This window comes from Methanobacterium aggregans (assembly GCF_017874455.1).
Taxonomy (GTDB): domain Archaea; phylum Methanobacteriota; class Methanobacteria; order Methanobacteriales; family Methanobacteriaceae; genus Methanobacterium_C; species Methanobacterium_C aggregans.
The window spans coordinates 109,466-128,782 of record NZ_JAGGLN010000001.1 but is presented as its reverse complement, the minus strand read 5'-3'; the positions used below and the strand labels follow the sequence as shown (position 1 = coordinate 128,782).

Genomic DNA, 19,317 nt, shown 5'->3' with positions numbered 1-19,317 from the left:
CAATTTATTTTTAGTTTTATTTTTAGTTTCTACAGTACAATTTGTAGATTGTCTCTTCCATTCAGTGTGTACATTGATTTTAGAGCGTATCTCTAATAAATGTTGGGGAGGTTTACATTCCCCCACTTTTAAGTCCCAGAAATTTCCTGAACACAAATGACATTGCAAAGGATACCAGTATGTACCATCCAAGCCATGTTATACTGAAGGCTGGTGCTCCTGCTGCTGGATGGTAAAGCATGTGCCACAGTGGTGTTAAGAGTATGTAGTACACGAAGTGTGGTAGGTATATAACCATCTTACTTATTGCAGGGTTGTAGGACATCCAGTAGAATATGAGGATTATGGGTAGGAAGGTCACTATCATTGGTTTGAAGGAGTTCATCATCATCTCCTTCTGCAGGCCCATGAATTCCATCTGCTTCTTCTGCATATCAGCCATACGTTTTGGGTCGCCAGATTTCTGTGCTTCCATAACTTCTGCCTGGAATCCCTTCATCTCCTGCTGGACAAACTGCATCCTGTCCTGATCCACCAAAAGTTTGTTTGCAAGGGTGATTATGAATGCAACAATGGTTGCAATCACAAAAACTGCAATTATAGGATTATTTGGATGTGGATCCAGATTCAGAAGGGGGAGAAATATGGGATTTAAAAGCTGGTTCACTATTTCAAATACCATTTTTTTATTTCCTCTTTTTTTAGTTTCATATTTTATTTAGAAGTTTCCAGTAGAACTTCATCCCCTGTGATTGTACCCATATTATAATTGGATTTCACAGTGATTTTTATCTTGAAGTTCTATTGTAGAATTTTTTTTGTTGTAGAAATTCTTGAATATAATATGGTTTACTTCAAGGTATTTATCATTTCCTCAACTGATGTTTCCAGCTTGTTGTCATGGTTTTCTATGATCTTAACTGTGGCCCCTGTAATCACTGCATATGCCATTGAAGCTGCTCTGTTCATTTCCTGATGAAGCTCTATTTCCTTAAGGTTTTCCATGTCCCTTGTACGACTGGTGTCCTTTATTCTTCGCATTAATATTTCATCACCGTCTGCCTCTAGGAGTATGAACATATCAGGTTGAAGTTCTTCAAGAACCCAATTTGGAAGTCCTGGAAGAAATCCTTTGGGTGTTTTTATGGTACAATGGGTGTCAACGATTATGTTACTTTCCTCTGAACGTTCTCTTATACTTTTTGCAGCTTTTCTCTGGATTTCCTTCTGGATATCAGGGGAAAGCTTCCTCATGGAATCTCTGTCCTCCACAAGGCCCTCTTTCTGGGCTATTTCAAGCATAACATCTCCATAGTTCACATGAAGATAATCAAGATCCTTCAATGCATTTCCTAATACTGTTGTACTTCCTGATCCTGGAATTCCTGCAACTACAACTACTTTCATTTTTATTCACCTGAATTTTATTCAGAAATTATATTCCCTATAAATTGTTAGGAATCTAATCACCTAAGAACTTCCTCAACATTGGGTGCATGTCCATGAGCTGTTCCTGAGCTATTTCTTCATAGAGTTTGTAAACAATACCAACTGTTAAAAGTACACCTGTACCTCCACCTAATGCACCTGTAAGATCTGCTCCAAATGCTAGAAGTCCAACGAATGCACCACCAAGTACTGTTATTGCAGGTATGTACTTCTTCAGTATCTTTTCGAAGTGTCCTTTACTGCTCCTGAAACCTGGGATCTGCATTCCCATTCCATGAAGCTGTTTTGAAACCTGTTTAGGTCCTATTCCACTGAGTTCAACCCAGAGTACTGCAAAGAGTATACATGAAGCTATGAACACCACTCCATAGATGAGTACCTTGAGGGGATCAGTGAAGATGACTGTGTAGCTTGTGGGTGTTGATAGGTAGTAAGCAATTCCACTTACTGCCCTTCCATTGGATATGGTTCCAAGTATTGGGTAACCTATTTTCTGGAATATGGTTGCAAAAAGCTGCACATTCAAAAGAAGTGCGCTTGTTAATATAACTGGCATGTTACTTGCATATATGAATTTTAATGGATATTTTCCCCTTGCTCCCTTAACTCCTCCATAGGATAGTGGTATTTCAACACGCATACTTTCTGCGTAAACAACCACCATGAAGACCACTATGACTGCCAAAATTGGGATCAGAAGATCGAAGTTTGGCTGTCCACTTGTAAGTGAGTAAAGGAATCCTGGTATTGCACCTGCTGGTACTCCTGGTGATGTTGGGGAGGATAGGGGGTTGAATGATCCAACAACTATTGCCTGGGCAACTCCCGCTGCAATGAACAGTCCCACACCACTTCCAAATCCCCATTTTGAAACAACTTCATCGAGGAATATGATGAGTATTCCTCCAATGGTTATCTGGAGTATGAGTATCCAACTGAGTTCTGGTGATGATGGTGCAAGTGCACCTGTAAATACGAGAACTGCTGCCTCGAACAATGTGAATATGAGTGCAAGGACTTTCTGAGTTCCCTGGAAGAATGCTTTATCCTCTGGTTTCGACAGGTCAAGGTTTAATATTTTACCCCCAACAAGAAGCTGCAGTATGATTGAAGCTGAGACTATGGGTCCAATACCTAGTGTTACTATGGAACCAAAACTACCTGCCATCACAGCCCTGAGCTGTGAGAAGTAGTCAACTGAAGTTGAGCTAAGTCCAAAAAGAGGTACGACTGTTAATAAGAAGTACAGTATCAGGATTACTCCCGTCCATTTAAGTTTCTCTTTAAATGGCACCCTGTAAGTTGGAGATTTAACCTGCGGAATTAATGAGAATATGGGTTGCAGCATTTCTTTCAATGAAATTCACTCCTTGCTATTAGTGTTAGAAAAAAGTTAGATTAAAATTCTGGATTGAAACTTTAAAAGACCCCTTTAGCAGCCCATGATTTTAATCCAGAAATTTAATGGTTTTTCTAAAAAAATTTAATGTGTCTAAAGGGTTACTGCTTCTCCTCCAGCTTCTTCAATTTTTTTTGTTGCTGTTTGGGAGAAAAGTGGGGATTTTATTGTTAAAGGTTTGCTTAGTTTGCCCTTTCCAAGCACCTTGTTGTATCCAAGTTCAGTTACATCTATAACAATTTTATCATTTTCTTCAGTTGCTAAACCTTTTTTTACTAATTCCTCTGACTTTTCGTCGAGGTAGCTAAGGTTTACAGGGCTGAACTGAAATATGCTTTTTGGAGGTCTTTTAAATCCGTATTTTCCGAAGTGTTTTGGGTCGTTTATAACCATCCATGTCCAGTGGTGTTTGTGTCCACCAGCCATTCCTTTTCCACCTCTGTTACCGGCACCTCTCCTCTTCTTAGAACAGCCTCCTGCAACTGTTCTTGAGCCTCGTAGCTTCCTTATTTTTCTTGTTTTCCTTATCATGTCATCACCTTGATGATTTTGTTAAATGAAAGTTTAGGGAAATTAGGGAACTTAAGATGAATCAGATCATCTTAATGATTAATTCTCCTAGTTTTTCTCCCCTGTATCCCAGGCTTCCGCCTTCATTGTAACCTTTTTTAGTGGATTTGTATCCTTTTCTTGGTGGGTGAAGTCTGAATACTGGTTTTATTCCTGCATCCTCAAGGGTTGCTTTGGATTCTACAACTGCCTTTGCAAGTTCTTCAATTGAAGAGTAGTCAGTGTTTTCGTTCACATATTCATCTGTGACTTTCACATCACCAATGAGCCTGCCCCTTTTTACTATAACTTTAGCCAGAGTTTCAGAGTCTATCTCTCCCCAGGTTATGTAATCCTTTCCTTTCTGGAGCATTCCATTGTAACTTGGGTTTTCATCAATGAGGACTGCATGATTTATCTGGTTAAGTCTCAGCATCATCAGGTTGTCAGCTATGTCCTTTTTTATCCCTGTTGTGCCTCTTATTCTTATTGCTGCAATCATCTTTTATCACCTTGATTTATACTGCTACTCCAAGGTTTTTAAGATCCTTGGTGGTTGCCTTAACTTTGCTCAGGTGTTTGAGTGCTTCAAAGACGGCACCAGCGAAGTTTATTGTTGTCTGGGTCTGACCCATGGTCTGGGACCATACATCGTCTATTCCTGCAAGTCCTAGGATAGTTTTTCCAACATCACCTATTGCAAGTCCAACTCCTCCTGGAGCTGGTATGAGGGTTACACGGACACTTCCAATCTTTCCTTCTACTTTGAATGGTACTGTGTGTTCCCTTCCGCAAACACATCCCCAGTCACCGCAGCCCCTTCTGACTTTGATGATGTTGTATTTTGCGTTGTCAACAGCTTTTCTTATTGCAGGACCAACCTCTTTAGCTTTTCCCTGTCCAAGTCCAACATATCCGTTTTTGTTACCCACTGCAACGATTACTCGGAAGTTGACTTTACGACCAGATTTATGCATTCTCTGAACGAGGTTTACATCCATTACCTCTTCTTCAAGGTCTGGGAGTAGTTTGTCCACTATTTCAAGTTCCATTATTGGAAGGCCTTTTTCCAGGATCTCATCGATGTCGGTTATTTTACCTTCCTTCACCATGTGCCCAAGTTGGGTCTTGGGTTCCCATTCTTCTTTTTCAAAACTCATTATGATCCTTCCTCAATCTTTTGTTTTATAGCTTCAAAGTGATCAGGGAGGTCTTTCGGAAATAGGCCGTTTTTAATGTACTGTGAAAACCTCTCCTTAACTTCTTCATCACTGAGAGATTCAGCGTATGCTGCTACATGTTCTCCCCTTATCCTTTCATCTGCAGGTAATATGGAATCGTTGTGAGGAACGAAAAGTCCTGCATCAACTGCTCCTTTTAGTGCTGCATACATTCTTGCACCTTTTATGGATGATTTTAATCCTATGTCAAGAACTGCTTCATCAATTCCAGCTTCAAGTGCTTTTTTACCACATAAGAATCCTGTCAGGTATGCTGCGGAGGTGTTTTTACCATTTCCAAGCCATCCCATTTTCTGGATTTCTTTGGAGTGTGCTGAAACAAGTGTTTCATCTCCATCCTGTGCCACAGCTATGATCTGAACTATTGTATGGTTGTTTGTTATTCTAACAACCATTCGTGATTTTTCTAAACTGATTAATTTTAACCTGGCTCTGTAATCAGTTTTTCCTTCCCTTCTTCTTCTAAATGCCAGTTTATATCTTGATCCTCGTGCCAATATAATTCCCCCGTCTATCTGAGCAAGTCATGATCCCTTGCATAGGTCTTCATGTAAGATTTGCTTCTGAAGGCACCACCCTTGGCCATTTTGTAGAGTTTACGGTAGGTGGTTTTGTTTATTTCCCTGTTCTCTCTCATATCTTTGAGTTCTGTTCTTAAAGATCTGATGGTAGTCATCCAAGCTTGTTTCTTTGGATTTCGAGCACCTTTTGCTCCTTTTATACTACCTCGGCCTTTCCTTCTTCCTTTTTTCTTTTGTTCCGCTATTTTCTTTGATCTGTAGCTGCTTATACCTTTTTTGGGTTTTGCTTTTATAGCTCCACTGTCAATGAGTTGTTTAACAGATTCGCGAGTTATAGCCCGTGATACTTCTTCTACACTCTCAGGATCTATCCAAACCCTGTTTACTCCAACTTTGAGTATGTCTGCAGCTAATCGTTTTTGAGTAGTAAGATTCATAAAGAAACCTCCAAATCAACCTCTAAAGGTTGATCAAAATTTTTACCTGAATCTTGAAACAATGAACATTGAAATTTAACACTTTAGGTAAAAACTCTGGAGTTTGAAACTCATCATAAGTTTTTTTAGTTCCTGATTCTACAATTTTTTCATGTGTCTGTAAAACCAGGTAATGTATCAAATTTACTGTTTATATGATATTACCTAATTCCAGTGATGCATTTAGCAACACTGTTTTTTAATGTATTTCTAATGTGTTATTTTGTTTCAGTTTTCCAGGATTTTTGTAGAATCTCCTGCCGTTTATTTTCGGCTTATGTTTTTGCAATCACCGCGCATTCGGTGCTGCACCCTTGTCCCTTTTTGCAATGCATTTTTTGCTGCCTGGTTTTCTTGGCTAATTTATTCCGTTTTTATTTCTGTAGAAATAAAATAAATTTCCTTAAACCCTTTTGGAGTTTAAAGCCCTTTGTTTAGAATTTTTATTCCAAGTTCCTTTGCCCTTTCAAGCATTATCTCTTTTTTTCGTTTCCCGATTTTGGAGCTGATCCTTCCAGCCTGGTTTTCCGGGTCAATCTGTTCAAGTTCTGCCATGTTGCAGACAAGAACATCCTGGTAACCTGAAGGATGAAGTCCCCTTATGGTCCTTGGAGTTCTGTAACCAATGGCAGCCATTGCAGGTTTTCTTGCTTCATATCTTCGTCTTTTACTTGTTTTTCCTTTGGGTTTCCTGTATTTGTCCCCAAGTTTTTTGTACCTGAACCATTCCTGTCTTTTGAAGTTTGGTTTTTTCGGTTTTTTAATTGGAGTTTTTTTCATTGGAACCACCGTTTCACTCCTTGCTTATAAGGTATATTCCATCCTGGAACACCCTTGGGTCTCTTCCCTTAATTTTTGTAGCCTGTTCTAGGTTGGCCATGGTCTGTCCAACGTCTTCCTTGTTGATTCCACTCACTGTAACTTCTTCGCCCTTGATTTGGACTTTTGCGTCCCCTACGATTTTTGCTGTCCTTGGGTGTCTTTCACCTAAAAAGTTTTCTATTGTAACTTTATCTCCAGCAGCTTTAACAGCCATAGGGAAGTGAGCGTAAACTATTTTCATGTTGTAGGTAAATCCATCAGTTAATCCCACGATCATGTTGTTTATATGGGACCTTATGGTTCCTAACATGGCTTTATCTTTCTTTTTAGGGAACCTGGCTTCTACAACAACGTTTCCATCTTCTACTGTTATTTTGATGTTCCTGTTGTTGAAGTTTCTTGATAACTGTCCCTTGGATCCCTTAACAGTCACCGCACCGTCTACGGTGACATCTATTCCCTCAGGGATAGGTATTTCTTCCCTTAGAATTGCTAGTTGAGCCATTTTATCACCTTAGTAAACGTATACGAGAAGTCTTCCACCTATTCCTTTTTCTTTGGCTTCCCTGTGGGTCATTATTCCCTGTGGGGTTGTTACTATCATTATTCCAAAGTTTTTGGATGGTAGGTACCTCTTCTCAAATTTTTCAAATTCATCTTTTTTAACGGCGTGTCTTGGCTTTATTACACCGCACTTGTTTATGTTTCCTTCTAGTTCAACAATGAACTGCCCTGCCTTTTCATCGTCAACAAATTCAAATTCGCCGATATATCCCTCTTTCTGCATGGTCCTTAAAACATGTCCGATCATCTTGGACGCTGGAGAGATTTTGCACCTCTTGTTTCCCTGCATCTCGTTGTTTCTCATGTTTGTAAGGGCGTCTGCTAGAGGATCCATAAGAGTCATTTTGACACCTCTTAGTTGTATTTTTTAAATCCGATCTTTGGTGCAAGTTCCCTGAAGCACTGTCTGCAAAGCATTAGCCCGTATCTTCTGACAAGTGCAGAGTGGTCCCCGCATCTACTACATTTTCTTGATGCCTTTCCGTATTTTCTTGGCAATGTATCACCCTATTCTATTTCAACCTGGAATTTTTCCTTCATGAATTCCATGGTTTCTTCCTTTGTGACTTGATGTTTATTTGGAACTTTTTTGTTCTGGATCTTCCTTCTCTTTATCCTGTAACCTGGTTTTTCAAAGGTTACTGCAACGTTCATTCCAAATATACCTATATCAGGATCGTACCTCATTCCTGGAATTTCTATGTGTTCTGCTATTCCAAATGAAACGTTTCCCTGTTTGTCGAACTGACTTGCCTTAATCCTGTTACCTATACCATCAAGTACAAGTTTAACAGCATCAAATGCTTTTTCGTTTCTTAGTGTGACTTTGCATGCTATAGGCTGTCCTTTTCTTATTCCAAACTCAGGGTTAGTTACCTTAGAATAAGTACGTACAGGTTTCTGGTTTGTGATGTTTGTTAAGAGCTTTTCTGCCCTTGCAAGCTGTTCTCCACCGTCACCCACACCTATGTTCACTGTTGCTTTGTTAATTTTCACTTGTTCCATTGGGTTCATATTTAGTTACCTCCTGGAAGTGAAATAACAGGTTTTGTTTTTCCTATGACAAAGACGTAGTCTGTGAGTGTTAGGAAAGTTTTTTTATCATCTGTCTCAATTAGAACAGTGTTTGATTTTGATGATCGTGTTGTGTTAATTTCTTTAATTTTACCAAGCTCACCTATGTGTTTACCACCAGTTATGAGGCCGATTGTTCCGGCTTCAAATTTGATCTGATCTGTAACGGTTTGCTCTGGAATCTCAACCACAATAACGTCCCCTGTTTTGTATTCTTTTTCAACAAGACAGTTTCTTCCGTCGTGGAGGTTGAGCTGCATTTTACCACCTTTTATTGTGGTTTTATCCTCAATTCTGCAGAGTTTAAATTCTGCATTTTTCTTACTTATGGAGTGTAGTATTAACCTACCTTTATGATCTGGCAGTACCCTGTAAACCTTTTCAGATTTTGGTAATTCTATTACATCCATGAATCCAACTGGATATTTGTAATCTTTTCTTGCACGGCCGTCCACAAGGATGTCACCGTTGTTGATGATTATCTTTGCTTCCCTTGAGTTATCTGCAACTTTGAGGATATCCCTTACTACGAGTAGTAGTGGGAGTGAATCTTCAATTGAGTGTGGGCCTGCACTTGGTTTTACAGTCCATTTGTTTTCTTTTGGATGGATTGGCCAGTGCTCTGGTGATTTGAAACGTTTAAGATGTTTTCTTGATCCCATCTTTGCCATGTTATCCCTTCCTCTTTATTATTTGGTTTCTTTCATCATCGTCCAGGTCCAGTTCTACTATTATGATATTTGAAGGGTGTACTGTATGGTAAACTTTGTTTCCATCTGGTTTCTGGACTGATGCTCCTTCAATCATTACCCTGTAATTTTTAAGGTCTATCTTTTCTACTTTGCCCTCATGATCCCTGAAATCACCACGAACTACTTTGACAGAGTCACCAGTCCTTATAGGAATGGATCTTCTTCCGTATTGTTCCCTGAGCTCCTTACTGAGGTTTACGCTCATTAAGTTGTGGCGTATATGTAAAGGTGCCTTGTAGATAAGTTTCCTTTGTTTCCTTGGCTGTTTTGACATTTTATCACCATGATTTTAAACTATTGTACTGGCAGCGCTTCCTATTGCAGGCCATCTTTCAGCTGCTTCCTTTGCAATTGGTCCCCTTATTTCGGAACCTTTTAGCACACCTTCTGGAGATACTATTACAGCAGCATTGTCCTCAAATTTGACCCTTAAGCCATCTGCCCTTCTAAATTCTTTTTTCTGCCTTACAACAACAGCTGTTGTGACTTCTCTTCTCATGTCAACTGTACCTTTTTTGACTGAGATCACAATCATGTCACCGATACCTGCAGGTGCTAATCTTCTTCTAACACCTTTGTATCCTTTGACAGCTACTATTTCGACTTCTCTTGCACCTGTATTATCAACACATTGAAGTCTTGCACCTACTGGCAGTGCCTTTGTAATATTGGATGACATAGCTTTCATTTAGCTCTCTCCTTTCACTTCCACTACAACGAAGTGTTTTGTCTTGCTGAGTGGTCTGCATTCTGCTATCTTAACAGCGTCTCCAACTTTTAATTCTATGCAGTCGGGTTTGTGTGCTGTGATTTTTGATTTCCTTTTCTCGTATCTCTCATACTTCCTGATGAATTTGTAGAAACTTCTTTCAACAGTGATTGTTCTTTCTGCCTTGTCACTTGTAACAATTCCCTCTAATATTTGACCCCTTACAGGGAGGGTTCCGTGAAACGGACAGTTAGGATCATCACATTTTGTTTTTGGTTCTTTAACGTCGATACCAACCATATTATCACCTGATACGTCCTATTATTTATTTGTTAATTAAATTTGGGTTATTTTTAATGGTTTATCCAGTTTTTTGTGTTCCAGTTAGATTTCTGTCCATTTTGGAATCCAATGGATCCTGAATATCCAAGTCCTACCAGTATTTTCTGAACTTCTTCTTGATCCTGTCCTCGGGACGGGCAACAATTACACTGCCGTCTATTTCAACCATGGCACCTTCAGGTAATTTGAAGCGAAATGTTGAAGCTTTTTTTGGAACCAGTTTTTCAACCCCATCATCAGTTTCCACTGTGATGGTGTTTCTGGTTTCATCAACAACTTTTCCATTTATCCCGATGAATCCTTCATGCGAGCTTTCTTTGACCTCAACATGGAGGCCTATAAACTCGTGCTGAAATATGTTTTGTGGAGTGATCATGTTATTTAAAAGATAAGAATGAGGTGTGGCATTTACCTAAAAAAATAGGTAATTTATCGCCTTTTACCTCTTCTTTTCCTATTTTTATCATCTCTATCCTTTATCTCAATGGTGTCTGAAGAAAAGCCCATGTTTGCAAGAACTTCTTTGACCTTTTTCTTGTGGTCGCCCTGAAGCTCTATCTGACCCTTCTTAGCTGTACCTCCACAGGCACATTTTGCCTTGAGTTCCTTTGTTAGTTCCCTCACGTCAATGTCGTGTTCATCTATTCCCTCGACAATGGTCATGAGTTTCCCGAATCTTCTTCTTACTGTGTATACCTTAACCTTTTGAATTTCTCTGGCTATCTCCTCACAGACGCAAAGTTCTTCTGGAAGACCGCATATCTCACAGACTTTCATCTATTTTATTTCTCCTGGTTTTTTTCATTTAATATGGTAAGGACACGTGCGATCGTTCTTTTAAGTTCCTTTATCTTTCCTGGATTTTCGTTGACTCCAGCAGCTGCACTTTTTGAAACCATTTTTGAATGCTCTGCCCGGAGTTCCTCCAGTTTTTTCTGGATCTCATCTGTTTCCATTACCCGTATTTCCTTGCTTCTTAATATTACCATTTCTCTACATCCTTTTAATAATTTGTGATAAATGCACAGATTATAGTTTATTCTGATTTATCTGCCTTTTCATCTGTTTCTGATTTTTCAGTTTCAGATTCTGCAGTTTCAGATTCACTGGATTCTTCTGGGATTTCTTCAGCAGTTTCTGCAACTTCTTCAGATGATTCTTCTGCTTCAGCTTTTGGAGCTTCAGCTTCAGGAGTTTCTACTTCTTCCTCAGGAACTTCTTCTGGAATTTCCTCTGCATCTTCAGGTGCTTCTTCTGTGATTTCTTCAAGGATCTCCACAGGTTCTGCTTTTTCTACTTTTTCTTCAACTGCAACTGCTTCTTCTTGTTCTATGTTTTCAACAACTTCTTCAACTGCAGGTTCTGAAATTTCAACCTCTTTGATTTCAACCTTGTCAGGTAAAACAATGCCCGGTGGCATGATTCTGACGTATATACCAAGAACACCTGGTTTCAGTTGTACGGTTGCAAATCCTGTTCTCACATGCTTGATTGCTGGTTCTCCACATTTTTTGATGTAACCATCTGTGAATTTAGCACATGCTGACCTTGAACCCCTGATCTTACCTGATATTGTGACTTCAACACCCTGTGCTCCTGCACCCATGATTCTACGGAGTGATGTGTATGCAACTCTCCTGAAGTGCATTCCCCTCTGGAGCATGGCTGCTATTTTATGGGCCATGATCTTTGGGTTTAACTCTGGAACATCAACCTCTTTAACCTCTACCTGTGGGTTTTCAAGGCCGTAGTCATTTTTAAGGTTCTGGGTTATGGCACGAACAGTTTTTCCACCTCTACCTATGACCATTCCTGGCCTTTCAGCATATACAACAACCATTGTACCGAGAGGAGTTACCTGAATTTCCATTCCACCGTAACCTGCTCTTTCAAGCTCTGATTCAAGGAATTCATCGATCTTTGTCCTTTTAAGTCCTTCTGTTACGAAATCTTTTTCAATCATTTAGGTCTATGCCTCCCCTAGAACTATCTGCACATGGGTTGTTGTTGTGTTGAACGGACTTGCCCTTCCAAATGCTCTTGCCGTCCATCCTCTGATCACGTAGCCGCGGTGGCTTGATGCGTGAACTATTTTGAGGTTATCTGTTTCGAGTCCTTTGTATTCTGCGTTTGCCTCTGCGTTAGCCAGTACCTGAAGGATCTGGGTGGCTGCTTTAACAGGATACCTTCCTGTTGGCCATCCTTTTAAACCCCTTTTGTGACCAACCTTTTTGTTGTGTCTTTTGAATGGTATGGGTTTCTCCATCTGGATTACCTGTTCCAGATATTCTTTGGCTTCGTCAAGATACATTCCCCTTACTGCGCTGCATATCTCAACAGCATGTTTGGGGGAGATCTTAAGAGCTCTCCCTGCAGCTTTTGCTGTTTTTCCGTCGTACTCATCCTGATAAGCGTATTTGATCTTTGCCATTTGTAATTTCTCCTTATTTAAGCGGCACAAACATGGATGATCTTGTTGCACCCATACCTGGATCTCCGTGCTGAACCCTTGATCTTGTAAGTGCGAACTCACCGAAGTAACAGCCTATCATCTCAGGCTGTATTGTGACTTCAACAAATTCCTTTCCATTGTAAATACCGAAGGCCATTCCAACCATTTCAGGAAGGACTATCATGTCCCTGCAATGGGTTTTTATTACTACTGGCCTTCCACCTGTAGTGCCCTCTTTTTTAACCTTCCTTATGTTCTCTAAGACTTTTTTCTGCCTTGGAAGGAATCCCCTTTTAAGGGACCTTCTCTGCCTTGATGGTAAAAGCTGTATAACATTATCTAACGGCATTTCCTGCAAGTCTTCCAGGGTGTAACCGCGATATCTGAATTCTTTTCTTGCCAATTAGTCTCCTCCTAATCCGTTTTTCATATATGTATTCCCCATTTTTAATTTTAAATTAAATTTATCTCCTTCTTCCTGTCCTTCGGGCAGCTATTGAACCAACCTTTCTTCCTGGTGGTGCGTTTCTGGATACTGTTGTTGGCTTTCCAGGGTGCTGTCTGTTTCCACCACCGTGTGGGTGATCCACTGCGTTCATTGCCACTCCTCTGACACTGACACATTTTTTACCTTTGGCTTTAAGTGCATGGTACCTGTTTCCTGCTTTGAGGAATGGTTTGTCCTTTCTTCCTCCACCAGCAACAACACCAATGGTTGCCCTGCAGCGGGGGTTGAATGCCTTTAATTCACCGGATGGTAATTCCACAATAGCTTTACCAATATCATGGGTTATTAAAGAAGCGTAAGTACCTGAAGACTTGACGAATTTACCGCCGTCTCCTGGAATTCTTTCAAGATTGTATAAAGGTGTTCCTTCAGGAATTTCTCCAAGTGGTAATGAGTTTCCAGGACTTATTGGTGCTGAAATACCACATTCAATTTCATCATCGATCTGTATTCCTTCAGGAGCTAAAATAAGTTGTTTTTCTCCATTTTCGAATTTAACAAGTGCAACAGGAGCAGTTCGACCAGGGTCGTGCATGATGTCTGCAACTTTTCCCTTGAGGCTGCCCTCTTTCTCTATATCATCGTAGGATCTGTAGGCTATTTTTCCCTTGAACCTGTGTGATGCACTCTTGTAAGTAGGAGTTCCTCTTCCTCTCCTCTGAATTATTAATCGTTTTCCCATTGTATTTCCTCCAACTAAAAGGTGGTAATGATTAGAATACACCCATCTTCATTGCTATGTCTTCTGCGCTGTCTTCTTCTTTTAGTTTTATGTAGGCTAATTTTTGACCGGTGGTGGATCTTATCTGGGTGTTTACCCTTTCAACCTTCACATCGAACATGTCCTCGAAAGCTCTTTTTATCTGGGACCTGTTTGCGGTTCTTCGTACTACAAAGGTCAGCTCGTTGTTCTGATCAATTGCATTCATACTTTTTTCTGTTAACTGTGGTTTTACTATAATTGAGTAAGGATCCATATTTCACAACTCCCTTTTTTATTGCTTGAAAAGCTCTCCTAATTTTAGGGCAGCTGATTTTGTGTAAATTGTGAGTCTTCCAGGGTGAGTACCAGGGGCTAGAAGTTCTGCGTTGAGGTTTTCAACACTGACAACATCTATTCCTGCATGGTTTCTTGCACCGAGGCTTATTCCTTTATCCTCTGCAACAACCACTAAAGGTCCTTTTGTATTTTTGTATTTTCTTCCCCTTGTTTTACCTCTTCCTGCCCTGATGTTACGGCCGTTTTTAGCACGTAGAACATCATCCATTATTCCGAGTTTTTCAAATATTTCACGGGTTTCTTTTGTCCTTTTGACAGTTGCAAGTTCATCATCAACAACGAATGGTATCTGAGCAAGACCCTCAATTCTGTGGCCCCTTGCTGCTACAATGTCCCTGTTTGCTGTTGCTGCAACTGCAGACCTTATTGCGAGTCTTCTTTCTTTCCTGTTTATTTTTTCGTGAATATTTTTCTGAACTTTTGGTGGGTGGGCTTTTCTACCGCCAGTTGCCTGTGGTATACGGGCTGCTTTTGAAGCTGCTGGGTGCCTTGAACCTTTTACACGTGGCACCATTGCTGCACCTCGGCCTGAACCAAAGGATTTTGCAGTTGTCCTCATACCAGCCCTTGGGTTTGCTCCCCATGGTTGTACCCTGGCTGTTTGTGAGGATATGACTGCCCTTTTTATCAGGTCAGGTCTGAATTCTTCCATGAAAATTTCAGGAAGTTCAATTTCGTCTATGACTTCACCTTCCAATGAATAAACCTTGATCTTCTCCATTTTAAATCACTTGTCCTTAATTGTTAAACTTAAACTCCCTGTTTTGAAGCTGTACTTATGTATGATATCTGAGGAACGTCATCATGTTTTCCGTGTGGCCTTATGGCTTTTCTTAGAACTATAAGCCTTTTTGATGGTCCTGGAACTGAACCTTTAACCATGAAGTAACCATTTTTAACGAGGCCGTATTTAACGAATCCTCCTTCGGGGTTTACTGCATCTGCTTCAGACACATCTCCTACTTTTAGGATTTTCTTGTTAAATTCTGTCCTTTTATGGTATCCCATCTGACCAGCCATTGCAACTGTCCACATGGTCCTTGCAGGTGTCCATGGTCCAATCGAACCAACGTGCCTTTTTTTACTACTTCTTGCAGCTTTACCGTACTGTATCCTGACACCGAACCTTTTTACTGGTCCCTGGAATCCTTTACCCTTGGTTACTGCAACTGCGTCAGCGTGTTCCCCATCGTTGAATGTGTCCTGAGGAGTTATTTCCTTTCCAAGAACGCTTTCAGCATAGTCAAGTTTTTCTGCAACTGTTTTTCCACCGATTCCAAATTCAAGTATCTCAGGTCTTTTCTTTGGGATGCTTGCAAGTTTTGGTTTGGTATGGATTAAAACCCTTATATCTTCCACTTCATCAAGTTTTTCCCTGAGTTCAGCTATTTTTGCCTGAACCTTATCCTCTTTTGGTGGGGTTATTGTCCTTTCAATGTCTCCCTCAAGGCCTGCTGCAATAATATCTGTCATGGTTTTAAGTCCACGGGTGTCCTTTCTGTAGGCCCTTATACCCATGGCAACAACAGCTGGAGCTTCCAGTATGGTTACTGGTGTAGATACTTCCAGTCCCTCTGTTGGTGAACCTTTTATTGTGTCAAGCATTGTGACGTGGGTCATGCCCACCTTGTAGCCTGGGAATCCTAAGAGACATGTTTCTTCTGTCTCAGGCCAAGCGTTTATTCTTGGTGATTCTTTAGCCGCTCTTTTTCTAGGACTAAATGCAACTGATCCTTTTCTTGGTTGATGATGTCTAGTCATTTAATTTACCTCCTTACTTTCAAATTAGTTTCCAAATATATTCAATATGAGTTACTCTGAGTTTAAGAGCAAGTTAAACACAGATAAAGTTGATAAAACCGCCTCTTCAGTCCTTACAGTTTTAGTCCCCTGTGAGGGAACTGTGTTAACTTCAAGATCTATGAGTTCCTTTTCCTTCTGGCTGGGAATGAGATCATGTAAGCCTGAATACGGACCACCAAACAAAATAGCAGTGTGTTTGGAGCCCTTTAAACGTTCTTTTACTTCGTCTAAAACAGAAGTGATGGGCGCTGCATACCTCGATGTTCCAATAACCAATTCAGGTTTTGGTTTCAGCGATTGTATACTTTCATGTAAATTTTTATAAGTAGATATTGTATCATAACCCCAATAGAAATCTGGGGTGTCTGGCACTATGGTTATCTCTTTTGCGAGCTTTGAAACCCTGAAGCTCAGCACCTTATTTACGCTGAGTTTCTCTTTACAAAGAGCAAGCTTATCAGCACCGATATCAACTATGGTGCCTTTTTTGGTTCTTTTAATTGTTAATCCCTGTCTATAGTCACCTTCATGGAGTTCTCCAGTTGGGTGATGGGGAGTTCTAAGCGGCGGAAGAATGCCAACGTTTCGAAGTTCCCTTGTTATAGGAAATACCTGTTTTCTTAGATATTGAGGCGTATTCATATAAGTGAGGACATCACTAATAAACTTTACGTCTTCTTTTTGGGAATTATCGTTGTAAACCACGATTCTGTCAACCTTAAATAGGGCTGCAGATCTTCCAATCAGGCCTACTTTGTATGTTCTTATTCTTAAATCTTTTGTTTCAGCTAGGATTGAAGCCGGGATAAAGATAGTAATATGATTTTGTTCCATCTTTAAATGTTTGTTTTTATCCTTTTATATACTATTTGGAGGATTTTTTCCAGTTAAACAAAAGAATTATATGATGAATTGAGGAATGATGGGCATTGTTTCCTCTATTTAAAGAAGATAAAAGATTATATTTCATCCTCCAAGCATATTAAAATATTATTAGTTGCATTTACTATTTAAATCTTTATATTCTGGAGGGGATTTTTTCAACCCTTCCTTTGAACCCTTAAAACAACAACCCTCACATGGACCTTTTCCTTCTGGTGAAAATCATAGATCCTGGGTATTGGGAAGGAGTAGTAAAATCTGTGGGTGACCTCCATGCCCAGTGAGTTGAAAAATTTTTCCACAAAGCTTTCAGTCTCCTTCATGTGAAATGAATAAACCACAGGAGCTGTTTGAACTGCTTTTTCCATGAAAATTCTGTCAGCTTCCTTGCTATGGGCTTTTTGAGCCCCGAAGGGCGGGTTCTGGATCACGGTATCTGCAGGTTCAGCAAAGTCCTTGACATTGGCCTCTACAAATTTAACCCTATCTTCAATCCCCATTCTGGAAGCATATGATTCTGCAACCTTCAAAGCTCTTCCATCAACATCAACACCCACGGATTCTGATGCACCCATGAGTGCTGCACCCAGTGCAAATATTCCTGTTCCACAGCCAAGATCAACAACCTTAAACCCTTCCAGATCCCCAATTGCAGCCGCATTCCAGAGCATGTCTGCAGCAATGTTTGATGGTGTTGAGTACTGTTCCAGATCCGCCCTGGGATCTGTGTGTCCCGGGATCTGCTGAAGGATCATCTCAAGCTGTTTTTTCTTTTTGAACATTTCAAAACCTTTTAATTGATGAATAATTAATTGATATATTTTAATTAATTTATTTACTCAAAACTTAGTTTATTAATCCTGATTTAACTCTTTGATCCCTGATTAGATGATCCTCTCAACTACAGGGAGTTCATAGATTAATTCATATATCCTTTAATTCATATATCCTTAGAAATTGTATTTTTTAGAAAATCTATTTTAATTCCTATTATATATTATTAGAGATGTTTCTCTATTGGGTATATTTTTTCCAGACCCCAACTTGATTTCATATATAATATATGGGGATAGTGCTAGGGAAAATATTGCACTGGATCATGATACAAGTAAATAGGATTAAATAAATATACTTAAAAATAGATAATATTATTAGGTAAAAAATGTTTTAAAACCAGAGGAAAAGACAAGTGGAACTAAAAAAACACCACAGGACGATATCATGTTTAAAAAGGTTTTGATTGCAAACCGAGGCGAAATTGCCATACGAGTAATGAGGGCTTGCAGAGAACTGGATGTTAAAAGTGTTGCAGTTTATTCAGATGCTGATAATAACTCACTTTTTGCCAAGTATGCAGATGAAGCCTACAACATAGGTGAACCAGCACCAGCTAAAAGTTACCTGAACATCGACAGGATAATCGATGTTGCAGAGAAATCTGGTGCAGAAGCCATACATCCAGGCTACGGGTTCCTTGCTGAGAATTCCCGCCTTGGAGATGAATGTAAAAAACACGGCATAAAACTCATAGGACCTGAAGGTTCAGTTATAAATGCAATGGGAAGTAAGATCGAATCTAAAAAGCTCATGCAGAAAGCAGGTGTTCCTGTTGTACCCGGTGCCAGTAAAGGAATAAGCAGTATAGATGAAGCAGTTTCCATGGCAGAATCCATAGGCTACCCCATAATTGTTAAGGCATCTGCAGGTGGTGGGGGCATAGGTATGAGGACAGTTTACGAGGAGGATGAACTCGTAAGGGCAATAGAGTCCACAAAATCCGTGGCTGCTTCAGCCTTCGGAGACTCCACAGTGTACATAGAGAAGTACATAGAGGAACCAAGGCACATAGAGTTCCAGATACTTGCAGATGAACACGGCAACACCATACACGTTGCAGACAGAGAGTGTTCAATCCAGAGAAGGCATCAGAAACTGATAGAAGAGGCACCATCCCCAATCATGACTGAGGAACTCCGGGATAAAATGGGTTCTGCAGCGGTTAAGGCAGCTGCATCCATTGGTTACACAAATGCAGGTACAGTTGAATTCATATATTCAGATGGAAAGTTCTACTTCCTTGAGATGAACACCCGTATACAGGTGGAGCATCCAATAACAGAGTTCGTGACAGGCGTGGACCTTGTGAAGGAACAAATAAAAATTGCAGCTGGAAGAGAACTCTGCTGCAGTCAGGATGAAATACATGTCCATGGACATGCCATAGAGTGTCGTATAAATGCTGAAGACCCGTTAAATGATTTTGCACCTAACCCTGGTAAAATCACAGGTTACAGGTCTCCAGGAGGTACTGGTGTCCGTGTGGACAGTGGTGTTTACATGAACTACACCATACCCCCCTACTACGATTCAATGATATCCAAACTCATAGTATGGGGAAGAACACGTAACGAGGCAATTGCACGTATGAAACGTGCACTATCTGAGTACGTTATTCTCGGTGTTAAAACAACCATTCCATTCCACAAGTCCATGATGAATAACATACATTTCAGGCAGGCACAGCTTCACACACACTTCGTGGATGAACACAAACAGGAAATAGCTGAAAATATGGAAAAAGTTTTAATTGCAGATAAAGAAATGGAAGCACGTCTTAAATCAACATTCTTACCATCCAAGAAGATTGCAGCTGTTTCTGGAGCTGTTTCAAATTATATGGCCCATTCAATTGGTCAAAAAGAGGAGAAATAGGT

At 40.1% G+C, this 19,317-nt stretch carries 29 protein-coding genes and 1 pseudogene; 1 reads left to right on the top strand and 29 read right to left on the bottom strand.

Features of this window, described 5'->3' with window-relative positions:
• Window positions 1-112 precede the first annotated feature (112 nt).
• The 29 genes and pseudogenes from J2756_RS00680 to J2756_RS00540 all read right to left on the bottom strand — a co-directional run bounded on the left by J2756_RS00680 (window position 113) and on the right by J2756_RS00540 (window position 17,385).
• A complete protein-coding gene (locus tag J2756_RS00680; protein WP_209581166.1) occupies window positions 113-682 on the bottom strand; it encodes an EMC3/TMCO1 family protein in 570 nt (189 codons plus the stop codon).
• Between the two features lie 167 nt (window positions 683-849).
• Window positions 850-1,407, bottom strand: coding sequence for an adenylate kinase (locus J2756_RS00675; protein ID WP_209581160.1), 558 nt, complete (start codon window positions 1,405-1,407; stop codon window positions 850-852).
• Window positions 1,408-1,462: 55 nt separating this feature from the next.
• A complete protein-coding gene (secY, locus tag J2756_RS00670) occupies window positions 1,463-2,812 on the bottom strand; it encodes a preprotein translocase subunit SecY (protein WP_209582267.1) in 1,350 nt (449 codons plus the stop codon).
• Window positions 2,813-2,941: 129 nt separating this feature from the next.
• On the bottom strand, window positions 2,942-3,379 hold the full coding sequence (locus J2756_RS00665; RefSeq protein WP_209581155.1) for an uL15m family ribosomal protein: 438 nt from the start codon (window positions 3,377-3,379) through the stop codon (window positions 2,942-2,944).
• Window positions 3,380-3,440: 61 nt separating this feature from the next.
• Entirely contained in the window at window positions 3,441-3,899 is a 459-nt protein-coding gene (rpmD, locus tag J2756_RS00660; protein ID WP_209581152.1) for a 50S ribosomal protein L30, read from the bottom strand.
• 16 nt (window positions 3,900-3,915) lie between these two features.
• Window positions 3,916-4,557: a 30S ribosomal protein S5 gene (gene rpsE / locus J2756_RS00655; RefSeq protein ID WP_209581149.1), complete on the bottom strand. Its 642-nt coding sequence runs from the start codon at window positions 4,555-4,557 to the stop codon at window positions 3,916-3,918.
• A complete protein-coding gene (locus tag J2756_RS00650; RefSeq protein ID WP_209581147.1) occupies window positions 4,557-5,135 on the bottom strand; it encodes a 50S ribosomal protein L18 in 579 nt (192 codons plus the stop codon). Before J2756_RS00650 ends, rpsE begins: the two co-directional genes overlap by 1 nt.
• Window positions 5,136-5,149: 14 nt before the next feature.
• Window positions 5,150-5,596 (bottom strand): 50S ribosomal protein L19e, encoded by a 447-nt coding sequence (locus J2756_RS00645; protein WP_209581144.1) that lies wholly within the window; start codon window positions 5,594-5,596, stop codon window positions 5,150-5,152.
• 459 nt (window positions 5,597-6,055) lie between these two features.
• Window positions 6,056-6,415, bottom strand: coding sequence for a 50S ribosomal protein L32e (locus J2756_RS00640; protein ID WP_209581142.1), 360 nt, complete (start codon window positions 6,413-6,415; stop codon window positions 6,056-6,058).
• Window positions 6,416-6,428: 13 nt separating this feature from the next.
• Window positions 6,429-6,962 carry a 50S ribosomal protein L6 gene (locus J2756_RS00635; RefSeq protein WP_209581140.1) on the bottom strand — a complete coding sequence of 178 codons (534 nt, stop codon included), beginning with the start codon at window positions 6,960-6,962 and terminating at the stop codon, window positions 6,429-6,431.
• A gap of 9 nt (window positions 6,963-6,971) precedes the next feature.
• A complete protein-coding gene (locus J2756_RS00630) occupies window positions 6,972-7,364 on the bottom strand; it encodes a 30S ribosomal protein S8 (protein ID WP_209581138.1) in 393 nt (130 codons plus the stop codon).
• 11 nt (window positions 7,365-7,375) lie between these two features.
• Window positions 7,376-7,519 carry a 30S ribosomal protein S14 gene (locus tag J2756_RS00625; RefSeq protein ID WP_013295326.1) on the bottom strand — a complete coding sequence of 48 codons (144 nt, stop codon included), beginning with the start codon at window positions 7,517-7,519 and terminating at the stop codon, window positions 7,376-7,378.
• Window positions 7,520-7,528: 9 nt separating this feature from the next.
• The gene (locus J2756_RS00620; protein WP_209581136.1) at window positions 7,529-8,035 is read right to left on the bottom strand and encodes a 50S ribosomal protein L5; all 507 of its coding nucleotides are present in this window, start codon (window positions 8,033-8,035) and stop codon (window positions 7,529-7,531) included.
• A 2-nt stretch (window positions 8,036-8,037) separates the two neighbouring features.
• Window positions 8,038-8,766, bottom strand: coding sequence for a 30S ribosomal protein S4e (locus tag J2756_RS00615; RefSeq protein WP_209581134.1), 729 nt, complete (start codon window positions 8,764-8,766; stop codon window positions 8,038-8,040).
• A gap of 1 nt (window position 8,767) precedes the next feature.
• A complete protein-coding gene (gene rplX / locus J2756_RS00610) occupies window positions 8,768-9,121 on the bottom strand; it encodes a 50S ribosomal protein L24 (RefSeq protein ID WP_209581132.1) in 354 nt (117 codons plus the stop codon).
• 15 nt (window positions 9,122-9,136) lie between these two features.
• A complete protein-coding gene (locus J2756_RS00605) occupies window positions 9,137-9,535 on the bottom strand; it encodes a 50S ribosomal protein L14 (RefSeq protein WP_209581129.1) in 399 nt (132 codons plus the stop codon).
• Window positions 9,536-9,856, bottom strand: coding sequence for a 30S ribosomal protein S17 (locus J2756_RS00600; protein WP_209581126.1), 321 nt, complete (start codon window positions 9,854-9,856; stop codon window positions 9,536-9,538).
• 133 nt (window positions 9,857-9,989) lie between these two features.
• Entirely contained in the window at window positions 9,990-10,274 is a 285-nt protein-coding gene (gene rnp1, locus J2756_RS00595; protein WP_209581124.1) for a ribonuclease P protein component 1, read from the bottom strand.
• A gap of 53 nt (window positions 10,275-10,327) precedes the next feature.
• Window positions 10,328-10,675 (bottom strand): stress response translation initiation inhibitor YciH, encoded by a 348-nt coding sequence (gene yciH, locus J2756_RS00590; protein WP_209581118.1) that lies wholly within the window; start codon window positions 10,673-10,675, stop codon window positions 10,328-10,330.
• A gap of 5 nt (window positions 10,676-10,680) precedes the next feature.
• Window positions 10,681-10,887: a 50S ribosomal protein L29 gene (gene rpmC, locus J2756_RS00585; protein ID WP_209581117.1), complete on the bottom strand. Its 207-nt coding sequence runs from the start codon at window positions 10,885-10,887 to the stop codon at window positions 10,681-10,683.
• 206 nt (window positions 10,888-11,093) lie between these two features.
• Window positions 11,094-11,861, bottom strand: a pseudogene (locus tag J2756_RS00580) (30S ribosomal protein S3); the annotation flags it as partial.
• A gap of 6 nt (window positions 11,862-11,867) precedes the next feature.
• On the bottom strand, window positions 11,868-12,329 hold the full coding sequence (gene rplV / locus J2756_RS00575) for a 50S ribosomal protein L22 (RefSeq protein WP_209581115.1): 462 nt from the start codon (window positions 12,327-12,329) through the stop codon (window positions 11,868-11,870).
• A gap of 13 nt (window positions 12,330-12,342) precedes the next feature.
• Window positions 12,343-12,753, bottom strand: coding sequence for a 30S ribosomal protein S19 (rpsS, locus tag J2756_RS00570; RefSeq protein ID WP_209581114.1), 411 nt, complete (start codon window positions 12,751-12,753; stop codon window positions 12,343-12,345).
• 61 nt (window positions 12,754-12,814) lie between these two features.
• On the bottom strand, window positions 12,815-13,540 hold the full coding sequence (locus J2756_RS00565) for a 50S ribosomal protein L2 (protein ID WP_209581113.1): 726 nt from the start codon (window positions 13,538-13,540) through the stop codon (window positions 12,815-12,817).
• Window positions 13,541-13,571: 31 nt separating this feature from the next.
• The gene (locus J2756_RS00560) at window positions 13,572-13,835 is read right to left on the bottom strand and encodes a 50S ribosomal protein L23 (protein ID WP_209581111.1); all 264 of its coding nucleotides are present in this window, start codon (window positions 13,833-13,835) and stop codon (window positions 13,572-13,574) included.
• A gap of 18 nt (window positions 13,836-13,853) precedes the next feature.
• Entirely contained in the window at window positions 13,854-14,639 is a 786-nt protein-coding gene (rpl4p, locus tag J2756_RS00555) for a 50S ribosomal protein L4 (RefSeq protein WP_209581108.1), read from the bottom strand.
• Window positions 14,640-14,668: 29 nt separating this feature from the next.
• Window positions 14,669-15,679 (bottom strand): 50S ribosomal protein L3, encoded by a 1,011-nt coding sequence (gene rpl3p / locus J2756_RS00550; protein WP_209581105.1) that lies wholly within the window; start codon window positions 15,677-15,679, stop codon window positions 14,669-14,671.
• A 51-nt stretch (window positions 15,680-15,730) separates the two neighbouring features.
• Window positions 15,731-16,555, bottom strand: coding sequence for a putative RNA uridine N3 methyltransferase (locus tag J2756_RS00545; protein WP_209581103.1), 825 nt, complete (start codon window positions 16,553-16,555; stop codon window positions 15,731-15,733).
• Window positions 16,556-16,761: 206 nt separating this feature from the next.
• The gene (locus J2756_RS00540) at window positions 16,762-17,385 is read right to left on the bottom strand and encodes an METTL5 family protein (RefSeq protein WP_209581098.1); all 624 of its coding nucleotides are present in this window, start codon (window positions 17,383-17,385) and stop codon (window positions 16,762-16,764) included.
• A 439-nt stretch (window positions 17,386-17,824) separates the two neighbouring features.
• Between J2756_RS00540 and J2756_RS00535 the strand changes: the two genes are divergently transcribed.
• Entirely contained in the window at window positions 17,825-19,315 is a 1,491-nt protein-coding gene (locus J2756_RS00535; protein ID WP_209581096.1) for an acetyl-CoA carboxylase biotin carboxylase subunit, read from the top strand.
• Window positions 19,316-19,317 lie beyond the last annotated feature (2 nt).

Excerpts from the sequence above, each read along its gene's own strand:
- J2756_RS00565 (WP_209581113.1), bottom strand. The coding sequence starts at position 13,540 with ATGGGAAAACGATTAATAATTCAGAGGAGAGGAAGAGGAACTCCTACT.
- J2756_RS00645 (WP_209581144.1), bottom strand. The coding sequence starts at position 5,596 with ATGAATCTTACTACTCAAAAACGATTAGCTGCAGACATACTCAAAGTT.
- J2756_RS00560 (WP_209581111.1), bottom strand. The coding sequence starts at position 13,835 with ATGGATCCTTACTCAATTATAGTAAAACCACAGTTAACAGAAAAAAGT.
- J2756_RS00675 (WP_209581160.1), bottom strand. The coding sequence starts at position 1,407 with ATGAAAGTAGTTGTAGTTGCAGGAATTCCAGGATCAGGAAGTACAACA.
- rpl3p (WP_209581105.1), bottom strand. The coding sequence starts at position 15,679 with ATGACTAGACATCATCAACCAAGAAAAGGATCAGTTGCATTTAGTCCT.
- J2756_RS00630 (WP_209581138.1), bottom strand. The coding sequence starts at position 7,364 with ATGACTCTTATGGATCCTCTAGCAGACGCCCTTACAAACATGAGAAAC.
- J2756_RS00640 (WP_209581142.1), bottom strand. The coding sequence starts at position 6,415 with ATGAAAAAAACTCCAATTAAAAAACCGAAAAAACCAAACTTCAAAAGA.
- rnp1 (WP_209581124.1), bottom strand. The coding sequence starts at position 10,274 with ATGATCACTCCACAAAACATATTTCAGCACGAGTTTATAGGCCTCCAT.
- rpmC (WP_209581117.1), bottom strand. The coding sequence starts at position 10,887 with ATGGTAATATTAAGAAGCAAGGAAATACGGGTAATGGAAACAGATGAG.
- J2756_RS00535 (WP_209581096.1), top strand. The coding sequence starts at position 17,825 with ATGTTTAAAAAGGTTTTGATTGCAAACCGAGGCGAAATTGCCATACGA.
- rpmD (WP_209581152.1), bottom strand. The coding sequence starts at position 3,899 with ATGATTGCAGCAATAAGAATAAGAGGCACAACAGGGATAAAAAAGGAC.
- yciH (WP_209581118.1), bottom strand. The coding sequence starts at position 10,675 with ATGAAAGTCTGTGAGATATGCGGTCTTCCAGAAGAACTTTGCGTCTGT.
- J2756_RS00680 (WP_209581166.1), bottom strand. The coding sequence starts at position 682 with ATGGTATTTGAAATAGTGAACCAGCTTTTAAATCCCATATTTCTCCCC.
- rpl4p (WP_209581108.1), bottom strand. The coding sequence starts at position 14,639 with ATGGAGAAGATCAAGGTTTATTCATTGGAAGGTGAAGTCATAGACGAA.
- J2756_RS00635 (WP_209581140.1), bottom strand. The coding sequence starts at position 6,962 with ATGGCTCAACTAGCAATTCTAAGGGAAGAAATACCTATCCCTGAGGGA.
- rpsE (WP_209581149.1), bottom strand. The coding sequence starts at position 4,557 with ATGAGTTTTGAAAAAGAAGAATGGGAACCCAAGACCCAACTTGGGCAC.
- J2756_RS00605 (WP_209581129.1), bottom strand. The coding sequence starts at position 9,535 with ATGAAAGCTATGTCATCCAATATTACAAAGGCACTGCCAGTAGGTGCA.
- J2756_RS00600 (WP_209581126.1), bottom strand. The coding sequence starts at position 9,856 with ATGGTTGGTATCGACGTTAAAGAACCAAAAACAAAATGTGATGATCCT.
- J2756_RS00665 (WP_209581155.1), bottom strand. The coding sequence starts at position 3,379 with ATGATAAGGAAAACAAGAAAAATAAGGAAGCTACGAGGCTCAAGAACA.
- J2756_RS00545 (WP_209581103.1), bottom strand. The coding sequence starts at position 16,555 with ATGGAACAAAATCATATTACTATCTTTATCCCGGCTTCAATCCTAGCT.
- rplV (WP_209581115.1), bottom strand. The coding sequence starts at position 12,329 with ATGGCAAAGATCAAATACGCTTATCAGGATGAGTACGACGGAAAAACA.
- J2756_RS00540 (WP_209581098.1), bottom strand. The coding sequence starts at position 17,385 with ATGTTCAAAAAGAAAAAACAGCTTGAGATGATCCTTCAGCAGATCCCG.
- J2756_RS00620 (WP_209581136.1), bottom strand. The coding sequence starts at position 8,035 with ATGAACCCAATGGAACAAGTGAAAATTAACAAAGCAACAGTGAACATA.
- J2756_RS00615 (WP_209581134.1), bottom strand. The coding sequence starts at position 8,766 with ATGGCAAAGATGGGATCAAGAAAACATCTTAAACGTTTCAAATCACCA.
- rplX (WP_209581132.1), bottom strand. The coding sequence starts at position 9,121 with ATGTCAAAACAGCCAAGGAAACAAAGGAAACTTATCTACAAGGCACCT.